A 14,915-nucleotide genomic window follows, 5' to 3' on the forward strand; every position below is an offset into this window, starting at 1 on the left:
TTCCCTGAGAGGCACCTGTGTGTTTCTCAGGAAAATCACAGACAGTGGAAAGGGTGCTCTCAGGGGACCCCGACATGGTTTCGACCATGACCACGACCTCGCCCCAGGGGCGCACCGAACTGCTGAGGCCGGACGGGAGCCCCGTCCGAGTGCTTGTGGTGGACGACGAGCTGTCGATCACCGAGCTGCTGTCCATGGCCCTTCGCTACGAAGGCTGGCAGATCCGCAGCGCGGGTGACGGGACCGGTGCGGTGCAGACCGCGCGCGAGTTCCGGCCCGACGCCGTGGTGCTCGACATGATGCTGCCCGACATGGACGGACTGGCGGTGCTCGGCCGTCTGCGGCGCGACCTGCCGGATGTTCCCGTGCTCTTCCTGACGGCCAAGGACGCCGTCGAGGACCGCATCGCCGGGCTCACCGCCGGTGGCGACGACTACGTCACCAAGCCGTTCAGCCTCGAAGAGGTCGTGGCCCGGCTGCGCGGGCTGATCCGCCGCTCCGGCGCCGCCGACCGGCGCTCCGAATCCGTACTCGTCGTCGGTGACCTCACCCTCGACGAGGACAGCCACGAGGTGTCGCGGGGCGGGGAGAACATCCACCTCACCGCCACCGAGTTCGAGCTGCTGCGCTTTTTGATGCGCAACCCGCGGCGCGTGCTCAGCAAGGCGCAGATCCTCGACCGTGTGTGGTCCTACGACTTCGGTGGCCAGGCCAACGTGGTCGAGCTGTACATCTCGTATCTGCGCCGGAAGATCGACGCGGGCCGCGAGCCGATGATCCACACCCGGCGCGGTGCCGGTTATCTGATCAAGCCCGCCGCGTCATGACCGGGCGACGACAGGCGCGTACGCAGAAGCGGGACAGGCGGGCACGACAGCCGCGCACGCTGCGGACGCGGCTTGTCGTCGCGTCCGTGACGCTGATCGCCGTCGTGTGCGCGGTCATCGGCACGGTGACCACCATCGCGCTGCGCTCGCACCTGTACCACGAGCTGGACGACAAGGTGCACGAGGCTGCGATGCGGGCCGCCGGTCCGCTGGACCCCGGAAAGGGACCGCAGAACAACGGTCTTGCAGGGAATCGGGACCCCCTCGACTTCGTCACCAGGGGCCCGCAGTACAACACCATCGCTGCGGTCGTCGAGAACGGGTCCGTCACCGAGGGCGTCATCAACAAGGCCAAGAAGGACGCGAACGGGATCCCCAATCCCAAAAAGGTCGACCTCAAGGAGAGCCAGCGGGCCGCCCTGGCCTCCGTCCCGACGGACGGCAAGCCGCACACCGTGGACATCCCGGGCCTGGGCGAGTACCGCGTGCAATACCAGAGCGGCGCCAACGGCTCGTTCTACGTGGCGATCCCGACGAGCGACGTCACCAACACCGTCAACACCCTGATCATCGTCGAGCTCAGCGTCACCGTGGCCGGCCTCGTCGCGGCCTCCCTCGCGGGCACCGTCATCGTCGGCGTCGCCCTCCGCCCCCTCCGCAAGGTCGCCGCCACCGCCACCCGCGTCTCCGAACTCCCCCTGCACACCGGCGAGGTCACGCTCAACGAGCGGGTTCCGGAGTCCGAGACCGACCCGCACACCGAGGTCGGGCAGGTCGGGGCGGCGCTCAACCGGATGCTCGACCACGTCCACGGGGCGCTGCATGCGCGCCAGCAGAGCGAGATGCGCGTACGGCAGTTCGTCGCCGACGCCAGCCATGAGCTGCGCACGCCGCTCGCGTCCATCCGCGGATACGCCGAGCTCACCAGACGTGGCAGGGAGGAGACCGGGCCGGACACCAGACACGCCCTCGGCCGGATCGAGTCCGAGGCCGGACGGATGACCGGGCTCGTCGAGGACCTCCTCCTGCTCGCCCGCCTCGACGCCGGGCGGCCCCTGCAGCACGAGCAGACCGACCTCGTACCGCTCGTCATCGACGCGGTGAGCGACGCGCGGGCGGCCGGACGCGAGCACAACTGGCGGCTGGAGCTGCCGGACGAACCCGCCCTCGTGTCGGCGGACGCCGCACGGCTCCAGCAGGTGCTGGTCAATCTCTTCGCGAACGCACGGACGCACACACCCAGGGGTACGACCGTGACCGCGCGTGTGCAGCGGCGCGGGCCGTGGCTGTGCGTGGATGTGCAGGACGACGGCCAGGGCATCCCGGCCGACCTGCTCCCACGCGTCTTCGAACGGTTCGCGCGCGGCGACTCCTCGCGTTCGCGGGCCTCCGGCTCGACCGGGCTCGGGCTCGCCATCGTGCAGGCCGTCGCGGCCGCGCACGGCGGCGCGGTGACCGTCGACAGCGTTCCGGGGCACACGGTGTTCACCGTGCATCTGCCGGCTCTCTCCCCGGCGACTCCCAGCCCGGCCCCCGAAACGAACTGGCAACCGCACTCACAGGCACAGCACAGCGCCACCACATGGGTGCAACAGGGCGCCTGACCAGAGTCGTTGTCATGCGAACCGACTCTTCTCCCGGCAACCTGCCGGCGCGGGAGCACCTCCCGGCCGGAAATGCCGGTACGCCTGTCCTGGACGTAGTGATCCCCGTCTACAACGAGGAGAAGGACCTCCAACCGTGTGTCATGAGACTGCTCGAGCATCTCGCGCGCACGTTCCCGTACGCCTTCCGCATCACGATCGCGGACAACGCGTCCACGGACACCACGCCGCAGGTGGCCGCGCGGTTGGAGTCGCAGATCCCGGAGGTGAGGTCCTTCCGGCTGGAGCAGAAGGGCCGCGGCCGGGCGCTGCGCACCGTGTGGTCGGCCTCGGACGCCCCGGTCCTCGCCTACATGGACGTGGACCTGTCCACCGACCTCAACGCGCTGCTGCCGCTGGTGGCGCCGCTGATCTCCGGCCACTCGGACCTCGCGATCGGCTCCCGGCTGGCCCGCTCCTCGCGGGTGGTGCGCGGCGCCAAGCGCGAGTTCATCAGCCGGACGTACAACCTCATCCTGCGCGGCTCGCTGCAGGCCCGCTTCTCCGACGCGCAGTGCGGCTTCAAGGCGATCCGCCGTGATGTCGCCCAGGTACTGCTGCCGCTGGTCGAGGACACCGGATGGTTCTTCGACACCGAGATGCTGGTGCTCGCCGAGCGCGCGGGGCTGCGCATCCACGAGGTGCCCGTCGACTGGGTCGACGACCCGAACTCGACGGTGCACATCGTGAAGACCGCGACCGACGACCTCAAGGGGGTGTGGCGGGTGGGCCGTGCCCTCGCCACCGGTTCGCTGCCGCTCGACCGGATCGCCCGGCCCTTCGGCGACGACCCGCGCGAGGGCGACCTGACCGACGTACCCAAGGGCCTGGCCCGCCAGCTGGTCGGCTTCTGTGTCGTCGGCGCCCTGTCCACCCTCTTCTACCTGCTGCTCTACAGCGGCTTCCGTACGTTCTCGGGCTCGCAGATCGCCAACGCGCTCGCCCTGCTCGTGTCGGCCGTCGCCAACACCGCGGCCAACCGGCGCCTGACCTTCGGCGTACGCGGCAAGGGCGGGGCCATGCGGCATCAGGCGCAGGGCCTGGTCGTCTTCGGCATCGGGCTCGCCCTCACCAGCGGCTCGCTGGCCGCGCTGAACGCGGCGACCTCCGACCCCGCGCACTCCACGGAACTGGCGGTGCTGATCGCCGCCAACCTCGCGGCGACCGTGCTGCGCTTCCTGCTCTTCAGGGCCTGGGTGTTCCCGGACCAGCGCGACGACTCCCCCTCGACCGTCATCGCCTCCCACACCCCTTCCTCACCCACCTATGCGACGGCTGCCGCCACATCGCCGCAGCCGCCGCTCCCCCAGCGCCCCACCGCGCCCCGAACCCCGTACGACACAGCCCGGTTCCGTGCCGGTGAAGCCGCGGACCGCACCTGGGGCGACGCGACCATGCAACTGCAGGCCGTGCGCCCGCACGATCACGACAATCACGACGATCACGAGTCGAGGAACGCGCGATGACCACTCAGTCCGATACGAGCTATCAGGGGGGCGCGAGTCCCTCCGGCTGGGGGCCGCCCGCCTCAACGGCCGTGCAGGAGCCCGTGGTTCCGCCGCCGCCGGCCGGGGCACCCGACTCGGGTGAGCCCAAGCAGCCCTTCCCGCACCGCTTCTGGCGCGGCCGTCCCGAGGACCCGCGCTGGGTGCGCCCCGCGTTCCTGGGGCTGCTGCTCGCGACCGCGGCCCTGTACCTCTACAACCTGAGCGCCTCCGGGTACGCCAACTCCTTCTACTCCGCGGCCGTGCAGGCCGGCAGCAAGAGCTGGAAGGCCCTCTTCTTCGGCTCGCTCGACGCGGGCAACGCCATCACCGTCGACAAACCCCCGGCCTCGCTGTGGCCGATGGAACTGTCGGTGCGCGTCTTCGGCCTCAACTCGTGGGCGATCCTCGTCCCCGAGGTGCTGATGGGCGTGGCCACGGTCGCCGTCGTGTACGCGGCGGTGCGACGCCGGTTCAGCCCGGTGGCAGGTCTGATCGCGGGTGCGGTGCTCGCGCTCACTCCCGTCGCCGCGCTGATGTTCCGGTTCAACAACCCGGACGCGATGCTCGCGCTGCTGATGACCGTCACGGTGTACTGCGTGATCCGCGCCCTGGAGGACGGCCGCACCAAGTGGCTGGTCTGGGCGGGCGTCGCCGTCGGTTTCGCGTTCCTCGCGAAGACCCTGCAGGCCTTCCTGATCCTGCCGCCGCTCGCCGTGGTGTACGCGGTCTGCGCGCCGGTGAAGCTGAGGAAGCGGTTCGGTCAACTCGCCCTGTCCGCCGGGGCGATGGTCGCCGCAGGCGGCTGGTGGGTGGCGATCGTCGAGCTGTGGCCCGCGGGCTCCCGCCCGTACATCGGCGGCTCGCAGAACAACTCCTTCCTTGAACTGACCTTCGGCTACAACGGGCTCGGCCGGATCAACGGCGACGAGACCGGCAGCGTCGGCGGTGGCGGCGGGGGCGGTGGCACCGGCCAGTGGGGCGAGACCGGCTGGAACCGGATGTTCAACTCCGAGATCGGCAGCCAGATCTCGTGGCTGCTGCCCGCCGCGCTGATCCTGCTGATCGCGGGGCTCGTCCTCACCCGGAAGGCCAAGCGCACCGACCTGGCCCGCGGTTCGTTCCTCGCCTGGGGCGGCGCGCTGCTGATGACCATGGTCGTCTTCAGCTACATGGCCGGCATCTTCCACCAGTACTACACGGTGGCCCTGGCCCCGTACATCGCGGCCGTCGTCGGCATGGGCGCGACCGTACTGTGGGAAGAGCGGTCCAAGGTGTGGGCATCGCTGACGCTGGCGGGCTCGGTCGTCGCGGCCGCGGCCTGGGGGTACGTCCTCCTCAACCGCACCTCCGACTATCTGCCCTGGCTGAAGTGGCTGGTGCTCATCGGCGGTCTGGTCGGCGCCCTCGGGCTGATCTTCGCGGCCAAGCTCGGGCGGCAACTTGCCCTCGCCGCAGTCGGGTTGAGCTTCGTGGCCTCGGTCGCGGGTCCGACGGCGTACACCCTCAGCACGGTGAACACCGGGCACACCGGGTCGATCGTCACGGCAGGTCCGGCCGGCGCGAGCATGATGGGCGGCCGGGGCGGCGGTGGCGGGGGCTTCCCTGGTGGCGGTCAGAACCAGCAGGGCGGTGGCACGGGTCAGCAGGGTGGCGGGATGGGTCAACCCCCGACCGGTGGCACGGGTGGTACCGGCGGCTTCCCCGGCGGTGGCCAGAACCAGCAGAACGGCAACGGCAGCACCCAGGGCCAGAACCAGCGCGGCGGCACCGGCGACGGCGGCATGGGCGGTGGCGGCGGTGCCGGCGGCCTGCTCAACGGCGCGACCGTCAGCTCCGAGGCCAAGGCGCTGCTGGAGAAGAACGCCGGCGACTACACCTGGGCCGCGGCGGCCATCGGCGCCCAGAACGCGGCGAGCTACCAGCTCTCCACCGGCGACCCGGTGATGTCCATCGGCGGCTTCAACGGCACCGACCCGTCGCCGACGCTGGCCCAGTTCAAGGAGTACGTGACGGACGGCCGGATCCACTACTTCATCTCCAGCGGCTCCGGCGGCGGAATGGGCGGCAGCAGCTCCGGTACGTCCTCGCAGATCACCTCGTGGGTCGAGGCCAACTTCAAGAAGGTGACGGTCGGTTCGGCCACCTTCTATGACCTGACGCAGAAGTCGAGCGGCAGCAGTACCGGCTGACGGTACGGCGTCCGACAGCGGTGGCCCGGGGCGGCAACGTCCCGGGCCACCGCTATTTCGTTGTACACCGTATGGGGAGTGTTCTACGGTGTATGGCATGCCCTCCTCCCAAGGCCATCCCCAGCGGTGGCTGATCCTCGGTGTCATCTGTCTCGCGCAGCTCACCGTGCTGCTCGACAACACCGTCCTGAACGTCGCGATCCCCTCGCTCACCCGCGAACTGGGCGCCGCCACCTCCGACATCCAGTGGATGATCAACGCGTACTCGCTCGTGCAGTCCGGGCTGCTGCTCACCGCCGGCAGCGCGGCCGACCGCTACGGCCGCAAGAAGATGCTGATCGCCGGGCTGGTGCTGTTCGGCGTCGGCTCGCTGGTCGCCGGACTCGCCGACTCCACCGGGCAGTTGATCGCGGCCCGGGCCGGGATGGGGGTGGGCGGCGCACTGCTGATCACCACGACCCTCGCCGTGGCCATGCAGATCTTCCCGGCCGAGGAGATCCCCAGGGCGATCGGTATCTGGAGCGCGGTCAACGCGCTCGGATTCGCCGTCGGACCGCTGCTCGGCGGCTTCATGCTCGGACACTTCTGGTGGGGCGCGATCTTCCTGGTCAACCTGCCGGTTGCCGCGCTGGGACTGGTCGCGGTCGCGGTGCTCGTGCCCGAGTCGAAGAGCCCGACCGGGGACCGGCCCGATCTCCTCGGCGCGCTGCTCTCCACCATCGGCATGACCTCGCTCGTGTACGCGATCATCTCCGGGCCCGAGCACGGGTGGATGTCGGCACGGGTGCTGGGGACGGCCGGGGTCGCGGTGGCGGTACTCGCCGGATTCGCCTACTGGGAGAGCCGGATTCCGTATCCGATGCTCGACCTGCACTTCTTCCGGGACCGGCGGTTCACGGGCGCCGTGGCCGGTGCGGTCCTGATCACGTTCGGGATGGGCGGAGCACTGTTCCTGCTCACCCAGCACCTCCAGTTCGTCCTGGGATACGGGCCGTTGGAAGCCGGGCTGCGGACCGCGCCGCTCGCCCTCGCCGTCGTCGCCCTCAACTTCTCCGGCCTGTCCGCGAAGTGGACGGCGCGGCTCGGGACGCCGGTGTCCATCCTGCTCGGCATGGTGCTGATGTCGGGCGGGCTGGTGTCGATCGCGACGCTCTCGGGGAGTGGATACGGCGGCACGCTGCTGGGGCTGCTGCTCATCGGCGCCGGCTGCGCGCTGGCCAACCCCGCCATGGCGCACGCCATCATGAGCGCCATTCCGCCCGCCAAGGCGGGCGTCGGCGCGGGTCTCAACGGCACCCTCGCCGAGTTCGGCAACGGCCTCGGCGTCGCGGTGCTCGGCGCCGTCCTCAACTCCCGCTTCGCCGCGCTCGTTCCGGTCGCCGCGACGTCGCTGCCGGCCGCGCTCGACTCCGCCGGCACGGCCGGCGAACGCGGGCGGATCACCGACGCGTTCTCGTCGGGGCTCGAGACCAGCCAGTTGGTCGGGGCGGTGGCGGTTCTTCTCGGCGGACTGGTCGCGGCCGAGTTGCTGCGGCGGGCGGAGCGGGCAGACTCCGCGGTGGCGGTTTCCGCGTGACGCCCGCTTAGCATCAAGGGGGGCGGACCGGGGACTTCCGGCAGCGCCGCAGTCCCTGTTCGAGGAAGGTGCGCCATGGTGAGGGCAGCCGACCGGGCCAAGCGTCCGGCGCGGACCAGTGTCTGGCTGGAGGGCAAGGCCCAGCGGCGCGGCTCGGGCCGGAGTGGCGGGCAGCCGTCGGGGCTCGACCGGGACCGGATCACCGAGGTCACGGTGCGGCTGCTGGACGCGGAGGGGCTGGCCAAGTTCTCCATGCGGCGGCTGGCGGCCGAGCTGAGCGTCACCGCGATGTCCGTGTACTGGTACGTCGACACGAAGGACGATCTGCTGGAACTGGCCCTCGACTCGGTGTTCGGGGAGCTGGAGCTGCCGGATGCGGGGGGCGACGCGGGTGCGGGGGCCGGGGGCGGGAACGGGGCCGGGGGCTGGGGGTGGCGTGAGCAGTTGCGGGCGTTGGCTGTCGGCTACCGGGCGCTGCTGGTGCGCCACCCGTGGGTGTCGCCTCTCATCGGGACCTTCCTCAACATCGGGCCGCACTCCATGGCCTTCTCGCTGTGCGTGCAGAAGGTCATCCGCAGCACAGGGCTGCCGCCGCACGGGCAGATGGGCGCGATGTCGGCGGTCTTCCAGTTCGTGTACGGCTTCGGCACGATCGAGGGCCACTTCGTGCAGCGCTGCGCGTCGGCGGGGATGAGCCAGGACGACTACTTCCACCAGGCGATGAGCACGATCCGCGAGGAGCCGCAGTTCGCTGCGAACTTCGAGAACGCGGCGGATCTCATGGAGGCGCGTGGGGGCGACACGGTGGAGGAGATGCGGGAGCGGGACTTCTCGTTCGCGCTGGAGATGTTGATGGTGGGGATCGAGACGATGGTTGCGCGCGGGTAACGCGGTGCGGTGCGGTGCGGTGTGTTGTGGGTCGGGTCCGTGCCGGTACGTCTTGCCCGTCGCCGCGTGGGCGTACTGCCCGGGGGGCACATCGGCGAAGCTTGGCTGGGGGCCGGCTACGCGACGGGCAGAGACGTACCGGCACGGACCCTTCCGTGCGTACGGCGACTGCAGGCCTCGTTACTGCGGGCAATCGTGCCGCCAGGGGCGGCACGGGTGGGCGCAGCGGCGCCCCGTGAACGCCGGGTAACCGAGGTGCAGTGAAGGTGGTCAGGCCAGGCGGGCCGGGAAGCCGCCGGTTGCGATGGGGCCCCAGCGGTCGGGGGTGACGCGGATGATCGACTTGCCTTGCTTCAGCATGGCCTCGCGGTACTCGTCCCAGTCGGGATGCTCGCCCGCGATGTTGCGGTAGTACTCGACGAGGGGCTCGACGGAGTCGGGAGAGTCGATGACCTCGGCGGTGCCGTCGACCTGGACCCAGGGCCCGTTCCACTCGTCGCTGAGGATGATCAGGGAGACGCGCTCGTCCCGCTTGGCGTTGCGGACCTTCGCCCGCTCGGGGTACGTCGAGACGACGACGCGGCCCGCGTCGTCGACCCCGCAGGTCAGCGGCGAGCCCTGCGGCCCGCCGTCCGCCCGCCGGGTGAGCAGGATCGCGCGGTGCCGGGGCCGGACGAAGTCCAGGAGCTCGTCGAGGGAGACGGAAGTGTTCGTCGCGATGTTCGGTGCCATACCCGCAGCCTATGACCGCACGGCCGCCGCCAGGTTGTCGTAGACCGGAACATCCCGCCGCAGCCCGGTCAGTTCCAGCAGCCGGTGCACCATTCCGTCCGGGTCCGCGACCACCCGCAGCTCGGCCCGGTCCCGCAGCCGACGGCGTACGTCGTCCACGAGGCGGATGCCCTGGGAGTCGATGAAGTCGGTGCGGGTGAGATCCAGGACGAGCACACGCAGCCGGGGCGTCCGGTCCTCCACCACGTTGATGGTGTGGAAGAAGAGGTCGAGGGCGTTGCAGAGGTCGACCTCCGCGGGCAGCGGGAGCAGGGTGCAGCCCGGCAGGTCTTTGGGGTTCGGGAGGAAGGTCACACGGCTCACCTGACAGACATTCATCCGGATTTCGGTGAGGCCGCTTCCTGACCCGTGGTCCCATCCCACCATGCCCGGGCGGGAGCCCGCCCGCTGTTCGACCGAGCGCCACGAGCGACCCATCGGAGCAGCTAAAGTGCTGTTCGTCCTGTGCTCGCAGTCAGGAATGTGCTGCGGAGCTCTCCTGCGCATGGTCGTTTGGCCGTGCATGCCGAAGAGGTTCGTGGTGGCTGTGTTCGACTTTTCTGAATTGCCCCGTTATGCGGTGGATACCGAGCTGGCCGAAGCTCTGTCCGTCGCGGCTCAGCAACTGCACGAGACGTCGACCTCCCACCACACCCTGCGCACCGCGGTCCGGCTGGCCGTGCACATCCTGCCCGGAGCCCAGCACGCCGATGTCTCCGTGCTCGAGCGCGAGGCCCACCGCCGTACCGTCGCCTGGACCGACGAGCTCGTCCGCACCGCCGCGGCCCTGAGTTCGCACAGTGATCAGCGGGAGCACTGGAGCGACCTGTGGACCACGCCCGTCGCCCGGATCGAGGACAGTGCCGCCGGGGACGAGGGGCGCGAGCCCTCGCTGTCCGGCCTCGGGCTGCGCTCGGTGCTCTCGATGCGTTTGCGCGCCGAACGCAGAAAGCTCACCGTGCTCACGGTGTACGCGCGTGAGCCCGGCGCCTTCGACGAGTCCGCCACCCGGATCGGCAGGCTCTTCACCGCCCACGTCAGCATCGCGCTGAACTCGGTGACGGTACGCGAGCAGCTCACCGAGGCCATGCGCACCCGTGACCTGATCGGACAGGCCACGGGCATCCTCATGGAGCGCCTGGACATCGACGCGGCCGAGGCCTTCGACAGCCTCGTCCGCGCCTCCCAGCAGGAGAACGTGAAGCTCCGCGACATCGCCCGGCGCATCGTCGACGCCCGGGACGCGCGGTAACCGTGGGTGTGTGAGCAACTCCGTCCTGCGGCCCGGGAGTGAGCGGGCGGCGACGGGATACCCGTACGGCCATGCATACCTCAGCCGATTCGCCGGAGCTCCCGCAGGCCACCGCCCGGGAACCCGAGGCGCTGCACCAGGCGCTCGCGCAGACCGGTGGCCTCGACACCCTGCTGCGCGACCTCACCGAGCGTGCGGTGCTGGCTGTGCGAGGTGCGGCCGCGTGCAGCATCACCGTGCGCCGCGACGACCGGCTGCTGACCCTGGCCGGCAGCTCCGGACTGCTCAGCGGGCTCGACCAGCGCCAGTACGAGAACGGCCACGGCCCGTGCGTGGACGCGGCCGGGGACGACGAGGAGAAGCACGCGCCCGATCTGACGGAGGAGGACCGCTGGCCCTCGTACACCGACTACGCGCTGGCCGGCGGCGTCCGCTCGGTGCTCGCCGTGCCGCTCGCCGTCGACGGCGAGACCGATGCCGCGATCAACCTCTACGCCGTCACCGAGAACGCCTTCGATGACCGGCGCGAGGCCGTCCGGGCCTTCGCGGCGACGGCCTCCGAGGCGATCAACACCGCCCTGAGCATCGAGCGCGAGCGGACCTCCAGCGCCGACGTGCGGACGGCGCTGCTCTCGCGCAGCACCATCGACCAGGCGGTCGGCATCCTCATGGCCCGGGAGCGGTGCACCGCGCAGGCGGCACTCGACACACTGCGCCGCGCCTCCCAGAACTCGAACGTCAAACTCCGCGACCTGTGCTCGGACCTGGTGACCCGGGTGAGCGGCGCGGGTCCGTTGGGCACCGGCGCCCCCTCGGGCAACAGCGCCGGCGGTGTCAACGGGGCGCGGCGGGACGGCCGTTCACACCGCGGGTAGCGAATCCCCCTGCACCGCCTGGATGTCCAGCTCCACCTTGAGCGTGGTGCCGATCGCGGCGATGCCCGCCTGCACCACCTGGTTGTAGTTCATCGCGAAGTCCTCGCGGTGCAGTTCCGTGGTGGCCCGGAACGCGGCGCGGGTGCCGCCCCAGGGGTCGGATCCGGTGCCGAGGCAGGCGAGGTCCAGGTCGACCGGCCGTACGACACCGTGCATGGTCAGCTCGCCGTGCACGGTCCAGCGGTCCGGGCCGGCCGGCGTCAGGCCGCCGGCGCGATAGGTGATCTCCGGGTACGTCTCCACGTCCAGGAAGTCCGGCGACTTCAGGTGGCCGTCGCGCATCCCGTTGCCCGTGTCGATGGACGCCGCGGAGATCACCGCCTCCACCCGCGACTTGGCGACCTCGTCCGGGGCGATCTCGATCCGCCCCGAGAAGTCGGTGAACCGGCCGTGCACGCTGGAGATGCCCAGGTGCTGGGCGACCGCGCCCACGGAGGAGTGCGCCGGGTCGATGGTCCAGGTACCCGGCGGCGGCAGCTCGGTGCCGCCCTGCCGGGCCAGTGTCACGGTGCCGACCTCGGCGCGACCGCTCGCCGTGACGATCGCGCCGGCCGCGACGGGCGCGTAGCCGACCGCGGTGACGATCACGGTGTACGCCCCGGGGGCCAGAGCGGTCGTGTCGTGCACTGTCCCCTCGGCGTCCGCCTCGGCCCGCACCACCTGTGCGCCCGTCGCGTCCGTCACCGTGACGACCGCGTGCGACACGGCCCATCCGTCCCGCGTACGAATCCGTGCGGTCAGTCCCATCCCGTTTTCTCCCTGCAAAGCATCAAAAACTGGTCGTGAAAGGGCACAAAGAAACCGGCCCGTGGGGGACGCACCTCCGCTCGGAGTGCGCGCCCCACGGGCCGGGGTCCGAACTACTCGCCGGGGTGGGCGAGTTCGATGTCGTGGCCGTCGACTCCGCCGCCGTTGACGGTCAGGGCCGTGGCCACCGGCGGGTAGCCCGTCGCGATGACGGTGTACTCGCCGCTGTCCAGGTCGGTGAAGGCGTACGCGCCGTCCTCACCCGTCCTGGCCGTGCCGACCACGTTGCCGGCCGCGTCCACCAGCGTGACCCGCGCGTCACCGAGCGGCCCGCCGGGCGCCCGTACGACACCCAGGAGCTGGGAGCCCGCGCTGAGTTCGACCTCGACCCGGGTGACCCCGGTGCCGCCGACCTCGACGGGGAGGGCGACCGGGCGGTGCCCGGCGGCGTTCACCGCGACGGTCACGGCACCCGGGACCAGCTCGGCGAAGGTGAACTCGCCCTGCTCACCGGCGGTTCCGGTGGCCAGCACGTCACCGCGCACATCGGTCACGATGACCATGGCGTCCTTGACGGGGGTCCCGCTCCCGGCGGCCCGCACGAGACCGCTGAGGCCGCTCGTACCGCTGAGGAGGATGTCGTACGACACCGGCTCGTCGTGCACGACGATCGTCGAGGCCTGCGGCTGGAAGCCGTCGGCGGAGGCGATCAGGACGTACGAACCCGTGCCCGGCGCGTCCACCGCGTAGGCGCCGTCGGCCTGCGCGACCGACCGGCCCAGCTGCCGTCCCGCGAGCGAGATCAGCGTGACCGCGGCCTGCGGCACGGGCGCGCTCTCGGCGCCGCGGACATGACCGCGGACCGGGATGCCGCCGGACCGTGGGGCGGTGTCGGGCGCGAGGGTGGCGACCGCCGCGAGCCGCTGCGTGCCGTCGGAGCCGACGTCCGTGGCGGGGGCGGAAGCGGCGGTGGTCGGGCTCGGAGCCGTCTCCGTCACGATGGCGGGGACCTCGGTGCCGGCCGGGACCGGGACCGTGGCCTCGGACTTCTCCGCCGCGGCCTGCGCCAGACCGCCCGAGGTGCGCAGCGGGACCTCCTTGATGAAGAGGGTGACGAGGAAGGCGAGCGCGGCCATGCACGCGGCGATCAGGAAGACGTCCGCGATGCCGTGGCCGTACGCGCTCTCCATGACCATGCGCAGCGGCGCGGGCAGCTTGTCCATGTCCGGGATCTCGGAGCTGGAGCTCGAACCGGACGCCGCGGCCGCGTACTTGGGGCCGAGGTCGGTCAGACCGTCCTTGACGTAGTGGCCGATCCGGGTGGCCATGATCGAGCCGAGGACCGAGACACCCACCGCACCGCCGAGGGAGCGGAAGAAGGTCACCGTGGAGCTGGCCGCGCCGAGGTCGGAGGGGGCCACCTGGTTCTGCGTGGACAGCACCAGGTTCTGCATCATCATGCCGATGCCGAGACCCATGACCGCCATGAAGATCGCGATCTTCCAGTAGTCCGTGTCGTAGCGGATGGTGCCCAGCAGGCCCAGACCGGCGGTCACCAGCAGGCCGCCGGTGACCAGCCAGGCCTTCCACTTGCCGGTCTTGGTGATGATCTGCCCGGAGACCGTCGAGGAGACGAACAGCCCGCCGATCATCGGGATGGTCATCACGCCGGACATGGTCGGCGACTTGTCGCGGGCCAGCTGGAAGTACTGGCTGAAGAAGACCGTGCCGGTGAACATCGCGACGCCCACGAAGAGGGAGGCGATGGAGGAGAGGGTGATCGTGCGGTTGCGGAACAGCCGCAGCGGGATGATCGGCTCACTCGCCCTGGACTCGACCAGCACGAACAGCAGGCCGAGCACGATCGAGCCGCCGACCATCGCGTACGACTGCCACGAGATCCAGTCGTACTTGTCGTCGGCGAAGGTGACCCAGATCAGCAGCAGCGAGACCGCGGCGGAGATGAAGAACGCGCCGCCCCAGTCGACCTTCACGTCCCGCTTCACCACGGGCAGGTGCAGGGTCTTCTGCAGCACGATCAGCGCGATGATCGCGAACGGCACACCGACGTAGAAGCACCAGCGCCAGCCGAGCCACGACGTGTCGGTGATGACACCGCCGAGCAGCGGGCCGCCGACGGTCGCGACCGCGAACACGGCGCCGAGGTAGCCGGAGTAGCGACCGCGCTCACGCGGCGAGATCATCGCCGCCATCACGATCTGGGCGAGGGCGGACAGACCACCGACGCCGATGCCCTGCACGACACGGCAGGCGATGAGCATGCCGGGGTTCTGGGACAGACCGGCGGCGGCCGATCCCAGCACGTAGATGACGAGCGCTATCTGGACGAGCGCCTTCTTGCTGTACAGGTCGGCGAGCTTGCCCCACAGCGGCGTGGTGGCCGTCATGGACAGCAGTGCGGCGGTGACGACCCAGGTGTAGGCGGACTGGCCGCCGCCCAGGTCGCCGATGATCTCGGGCAGGGCGTTGGTGACGATCGTCGACGACAGGATCGCGACGAACATGCCGAGCAGCAGGCCGGAGAGGGCCTCCATGATCTGCCGGTGCGTCATCGGAGTGCCGTCGGCGGCGCCTCCGTG

At 70.6% G+C, this 14,915-nt stretch carries 12 protein-coding genes; 8 read left to right on the forward strand and 4 right to left on the reverse strand.

Going from position 1 to position 14,915, the window contains the following annotated elements:
* The first annotated feature begins 86 nt into the window (after positions 1 to 86).
* From ACN6LB_RS02090 to ACN6LB_RS02115, 6 genes are all read left to right on the forward strand, one after another.
* Entirely contained in the window at positions 87 to 827 is a 741-nt protein-coding gene (locus ACN6LB_RS02090; RefSeq protein ID WP_356132302.1) for a response regulator transcription factor, read from the forward strand.
* A complete protein-coding gene (locus tag ACN6LB_RS02095) occupies positions 824 to 2,431 on the forward strand; it encodes a HAMP domain-containing sensor histidine kinase (RefSeq protein WP_445024283.1) in 1,608 nt (535 codons plus the stop codon). Before ACN6LB_RS02090 ends, ACN6LB_RS02095 begins: the two co-directional genes overlap by 4 nt.
* Positions 2,432 to 2,445: 14 nt before the next feature.
* The gene (locus ACN6LB_RS02100; RefSeq protein ID WP_445024284.1) at positions 2,446 to 3,936 is read left to right on the forward strand and encodes a glycosyltransferase; all 1,491 of its coding nucleotides are present in this window, start codon (positions 2,446 to 2,448) and stop codon (positions 3,934 to 3,936) included.
* Complete coding sequence (locus ACN6LB_RS02105; protein ID WP_445024285.1) at positions 3,933 to 6,146, forward strand: ArnT family glycosyltransferase; 2,214 nt, start codon at positions 3,933 to 3,935, stop codon at positions 6,144 to 6,146. The genes ACN6LB_RS02100 and ACN6LB_RS02105 overlap by 4 nt, the downstream gene beginning before the upstream one ends.
* A gap of 97 nt (positions 6,147 to 6,243) precedes the next feature.
* Positions 6,244 to 7,722: an MFS transporter gene (locus tag ACN6LB_RS02110; RefSeq protein ID WP_445024286.1), complete on the forward strand. Its 1,479-nt coding sequence runs from the start codon at positions 6,244 to 6,246 to the stop codon at positions 7,720 to 7,722.
* A gap of 75 nt (positions 7,723 to 7,797) precedes the next feature.
* Positions 7,798 to 8,610: a TetR/AcrR family transcriptional regulator gene (locus tag ACN6LB_RS02115; RefSeq protein ID WP_445024287.1), complete on the forward strand. Its 813-nt coding sequence runs from the start codon at positions 7,798 to 7,800 to the stop codon at positions 8,608 to 8,610.
* A gap of 270 nt (positions 8,611 to 8,880) precedes the next feature.
* Here the strand turns inward: ACN6LB_RS02115 and ACN6LB_RS02120 are convergent, their stop codons facing one another.
* Entirely contained in the window at positions 8,881 to 9,342 is a 462-nt protein-coding gene (locus ACN6LB_RS02120; RefSeq protein ID WP_356132320.1) for a PPOX class F420-dependent oxidoreductase, read from the reverse strand.
* Positions 9,343 to 9,351: 9 nt separating this feature from the next.
* Positions 9,352 to 9,696 carry an STAS domain-containing protein gene (locus ACN6LB_RS02125; protein ID WP_356132323.1) on the reverse strand — a complete coding sequence of 115 codons (345 nt, stop codon included), beginning with the start codon at positions 9,694 to 9,696 and terminating at the stop codon, positions 9,352 to 9,354.
* A gap of 208 nt (positions 9,697 to 9,904) precedes the next feature.
* Between ACN6LB_RS02125 and ACN6LB_RS02130 the strand changes: the two genes are divergently transcribed.
* Both ACN6LB_RS02130 and ACN6LB_RS02135 read left to right on the forward strand, forming a co-directional pair.
* Positions 9,905 to 10,633 carry a GAF and ANTAR domain-containing protein gene (locus ACN6LB_RS02130; RefSeq protein ID WP_356132326.1) on the forward strand — a complete coding sequence of 243 codons (729 nt, stop codon included), beginning with the start codon at positions 9,905 to 9,907 and terminating at the stop codon, positions 10,631 to 10,633.
* Between the two features lie 71 nt (positions 10,634 to 10,704).
* Positions 10,705 to 11,508, forward strand: a complete 804-nt coding sequence (locus tag ACN6LB_RS02135; RefSeq protein WP_445024288.1) for an ANTAR domain-containing protein — start codon at positions 10,705 to 10,707, stop codon at positions 11,506 to 11,508.
* Here ACN6LB_RS02135 and ACN6LB_RS02140 read toward each other — a convergent pair.
* Complete coding sequence (locus ACN6LB_RS02140; protein WP_445024289.1) at positions 11,494 to 12,315, reverse strand: YceI family protein; 822 nt, start codon at positions 12,313 to 12,315, stop codon at positions 11,494 to 11,496. The genes ACN6LB_RS02135 and ACN6LB_RS02140 overlap by 15 nt on opposite strands.
* A gap of 113 nt (positions 12,316 to 12,428) precedes the next feature.
* Positions 12,429 to 14,888 (reverse strand): MFS transporter, encoded by a 2,460-nt coding sequence (locus ACN6LB_RS02145; protein ID WP_458576038.1) that lies wholly within the window; start codon positions 14,886 to 14,888, stop codon positions 12,429 to 12,431.
* Between the last annotated feature and the right edge of the window lie 27 nt (positions 14,889 to 14,915).

It is taken from the genome of Streptomyces sp. SAS_270, from assembly GCF_052543295.1.